This window comes from Stenotrophomonas sp. 05L44_2 (genome assembly GCF_056665995.1).
The window spans coordinates 1-3,833 of sequence record NZ_JBFTNR010000408.1; the positions used below are offsets into that span (position 1 = coordinate 1).

4 protein-coding genes are annotated in these 3,833 nt (G+C 68.9%); 1 reads left to right on the forward strand and 3 read right to left on the reverse strand.

Going from position 1 to position 3,833, the window contains the following annotated elements:
• Positions 1 to 158: 158 nt before the first annotated feature.
• On the forward strand, positions 159 to 641 hold the full coding sequence (locus AC1VAN_RS14485; protein WP_025878041.1) for a DUF421 domain-containing protein: 483 nt from the start codon (positions 159 to 161) through the stop codon (positions 639 to 641).
• Positions 642 to 737: 96 nt separating this feature from the next.
• On the opposite strand, the gene hemF is transcribed toward AC1VAN_RS14485, so the two are convergent.
• From hemF to AC1VAN_RS14500, 3 genes are all read right to left on the reverse strand, one after another.
• Positions 738 to 1,634 (reverse strand): oxygen-dependent coproporphyrinogen oxidase, encoded by an 897-nt coding sequence (gene hemF / locus AC1VAN_RS14490; RefSeq protein WP_032976793.1) that lies wholly within the window; start codon positions 1,632 to 1,634, stop codon positions 738 to 740.
• A gap of 10 nt (positions 1,635 to 1,644) precedes the next feature.
• On the reverse strand, positions 1,645 to 2,826 hold the full coding sequence (locus AC1VAN_RS14495) for a hypothetical protein (protein ID WP_051585059.1): 1,182 nt from the start codon (positions 2,824 to 2,826) through the stop codon (positions 1,645 to 1,647).
• A gap of 41 nt (positions 2,827 to 2,867) precedes the next feature.
• A partial coding sequence (locus AC1VAN_RS14500) for a hypothetical protein (protein WP_480986053.1) occupies positions 2,868 to 3,833 on the reverse strand: 966 nt, incomplete at its 5' end.

A 3,833-nucleotide genomic window follows, 5' to 3' on the forward strand; every position in this document is an offset into this window, starting at 1 on the left:
GTCGTGGATCTCTCCCATCCCCTGGAGCAGATCTCGGAACGGGGGCTCCTCCCCAAGCGCCCGTTCCCCGGCCCCGTTGACCTCCCCCTGGTCAGCGGGGCTTTTTATTTGTGCGCTGCTGCGCCACGCTGGGCCACCGCCCAGCAGGGAAACCCGCGATGCCCGATCTGTTCGACTTGGCGATGCCGTGGTGGGAATTCATCCTGCGCGCGGTGGTGGTCTACGCAGTCGTGCTGGGCATGGTCCGGCTCAGCGGCAAGCGCGCGCTGGGACAGGTCACCCCGTTCGACGTGCTGCTGATCGTGCTGCTGGGCAATGCGGTGCAGAACGCATTGCTGGGCACCGATACCTCGCTGGCCGGCGGCCTGCTGCTGGCCGCCACGCTGATCCTGCTGAACTATGGCGTAGGCTGGATCACCGCCCGCAGCCGCCGCATGGAACGGCTGATCGAGGGCGAACCGGTGGTGATCGCGCGCAACGGCAAGCTCTTCGACAGTGTGCTGCGGCGCGAGCTGGTCAGCCGCGCCGATTTCGATGTCGCCATGCGCCAGCAGAGCTGCATCGGCGTGGAAGAAGTGGAACTGGCACTGCTGGAAACCAACGGCCACATCACCATCATTCCCAAGCGCAAGGACGATTGAGCGGGTGCGGTCGATATCGAGCTGGCCCGACCGCCTGTCGCCTCGGCCCGGTCCCGGTAGTGGTCGAGCTTGCTCGACCGCTGTGGGCGCCACGCATCACACCCAGTCGCGCGGCACCAGGTAATCGGCCAGGCGCGCCTCGGCGCTGCCTTCGTCGGGGCTGAAGCCGTACTCCCAACGCACCCGCGGCGGCAGGCTCATCAGGATGCTCTCGCTGCGCCCGCCACTCTGCAGGCCGAACAGCGTGCCRCGGTCGTAGACCAGGTTGAACTCGACGTAGCGGCCGCGGCGGTACAGCTGGAACTCGCGCTCGCGTTCGCCGTAGGGCGTGTCCTTGCGCTGCTGCACGATCGGCAGGTAGGCATCGAGGAAGCCATCGCCGACCGCGCGCAGGTAGGCGAAATCGCGTTCGAAATCGCCGTGCAGATCATCGAAGAACAGACCACCCACACCGCGCGTCTCATTGCGGTGGCGCAGGAAGAAATACTCATCGCACCAGCGCTTGTGCGCGGCGTAGCGTTCGTCGCCGAACGGTGCACACAGATCGCGCGCCACCCGATGCCAGTGCTGCATGTCCTCGTCGAACGGGTAGAACGGGGTCAGGTCGAAGCCACCGCCGAACCAGCTGGCCACCACCTCGCCGTCGCGCTGGGCCTGGAAGAAGCGCACGTTGGCGTGGGTGGTCGGCACGTAGGGGTTGAGTGGGTGGAACACCAGCGACACACCGGTGGCGCGCCACGAGGCACCGGCCAGTTCCGGCCGGTTGGCCGAGGCCGACGGCGGCAGGCGGCTGCCCGCCACATCGGAAAAGCCGATACCGGCCTGCTCGAACACCGCGCCATCGCGCAGCACGCGGGTGCGGCCACCGCCACCTTCGGCGCGCTGCCACACATCTTCCTGGAAGCGTGCCCGGCCATCTGCGGATTCGATCGCTGCACAGATGCGGTCCTGCAGGTCGGTGAGGTAGGCGCGCACGCGCTCGAATTCGTTCATGGCGCGTACTTTACCGCAGCGCCGTGCCTGCGCTGGCACGCGCCCCGCAGGTCGGCGACGAACCGTCACGCTGGTAGCGGGCGAAGCGGGCCCAACGGTCGTTGCCTACAAGATCGCCATTGGCCAGCTGCCAGAACACGTGGTCCTCGCCTTCCTCGTTCCGCACCCGGATGGCGCCCTCGCGCATGACCGCAGGCTGCCTGCCGGACGCATCGACCTGGACCTGGGCGTCGTCGCCGAACACCAGGGAGTGGCCCTGCGCCGCATAGCGGCCGCAGGGCAGCGTGGCCACGTCCACGATGACCAGGTCTGCGCTGCTCAGTGCGGCCAAGGGGGCGACGCTGCTGCAGGCCTGCGGGTCCCGACCGATGCTGCACGCCAGCTGCAGGGCATCGCGGGCCGGCAGCAGGCGCGCCGATGCCCACAGCGCCACGGCCGCGGCATGGCAGGAACTGGCACTGGGATGCTCGCGGCACAGCATGCTGACCTCGTCCAGCTGCGCTGCCGGTAGCGGCACGTCGCGCGGGATGCTTCGCGCCACCGAGAACGCCCAGGCCGCATCACGCACCCGGCCCACCGCTTCGGCCTGTCTGCATGCTTCTGCGTCGACGTCCGTGCTGCCACGCTGGCATGCCGCAGGTTCAGCAGGCTCCTCGCGATTGCTGGCCAGGGCGATGTCGAGCACCAGGGCATTGCGGGCGTCGCTGCGATAATCCTCGATCAAGCGATTGCAGCCGGCCGGCACGCCTTCACGGCACCACTGCCGCCAGCGCTCGGGTCCGGCCACTGCCATGTCATCCATGCAGCTGGCGATATCGGCGCGGCAGCTGCCCGCTGCGAACACCGGCGACGCCTGGCAGACCGCCGTGCTTTCCAGCGTGTAGTAACGCTCTTCGCCGGCCAGCGCGTGGCCCTCGTCGATGATCTGCAGGGCCTCGATGCCGCCGGTGGCCAGGTTGGCCAGCATCAGCACGTCCTGCAGCTGCTCCAGGTTGTAGGGCTCCGGGGCTGCGCCGGGGATGAGGCGGGAGCCCTGAACTGGGCTTTCCACCGTCAGCCGGGCGCCGCTGTCGGCGTCCTTGAAGGTACCGCACAGCAGTGGTTGCGCGGATGCTGCCGGGCCGAGCGACAACAGCAGCGCGGCGATCCACCCGCGTGACAGGTGGCCGCGGTGGGCAGTGGAGGGGGGCATGCAGGAACTCCTTGCAGAAACGGTACGTGGAACGATGGTCATCATCGGTGGGCAGATGGTGCGGTATCACGGGTGGGCGCAGCCTTGCAGCGCACAGCACCCGGCTGCCGCTGGTAACGCTGGTAGCCGGTCCAGGCATCCATGCCCAGCAGGTCGCCATTGGCCAGCAGGCGCAGCACATGATCGCTGCCGTGGTCATTGCGCAGATGGATGGCACCGTCCAGCAGTCGCACCTGCGAGCGCTGGCTACCGATCGTCGCGTGGCCATCGTCGCCGAACGCAACCGCATCGATCGTGCCGCCGTCGGCCCGGTACAGGCCACAGGGCGGCTCGGTCGCATCGACCAGGCGCAGCGCGGCACCGAGTGCCTGCAGGGGCTCGACCCGTTCGCATGCGCTGTCGCGACCGCTGTCSCAGACCACCTGCAACGCCTGCACGGCCGCCCGCGGATCGCGCGCATTCAACTGCTGCTCGGCCACTTCGGTGCAGAAGCGGCCAGCGCGCTGCTGCAGGCACAGCTGCTGCAACTGGTCGCGCTGCGCCGCCGGCAGTTCCACCCACGCTGGATCGATGCCACGGGCGAACGCTTGGCCGCTGGCCTGTGCCACCGCGGCGGCCAACGCGTCACGACGGGCATCACGGCAGGTCAGCACCTCCTCGCGCTCCGCATCGGTGGTGCAGGGCGCCGGTGCGGCGGTAGCCAGCGCTACGCCCTTGGCAGACGCGGCGGCGAGGAGCGCATCGTCCACGTAGCGCAGCAACAGGCCGCTGCAGGCCGCGCCCACGCCCTGTTGGCAGGCGGTCAGCAGCTGCGGCGGCGTCGCCGCGTGCAGGCGAGCCATGCAGCGGTTCGCATCGGCCAGGCAGCTGCCGGCGGCGTTCACGGCCACCGGCTGGCAGACCGCCGGTGCACGCAGCTGGTAGTCCTGCAGCGTGTCGTTGATGCGTCTGCCATCAGCACTGGCAGTGAGCGCTGTTGTCACGCCGTCATCCAGGTTGACCAGCAC

What these genes read in the sequence shown, in the direction of transcription:
- AC1VAN_RS14485 (WP_025878041.1), top strand. Translation starts at nt 159, where the DNA reads ATGCCCGATCTGTTCGACTTGGCGATGCCGTGGTGGGAATTCATCCTG.
- AC1VAN_RS14495 (WP_051585059.1), bottom strand. Translation starts at nt 2,826, where the DNA reads ATGCCCCCCTCCACTGCCCACCGCGGCCACCTGTCACGCGGGTGGATC.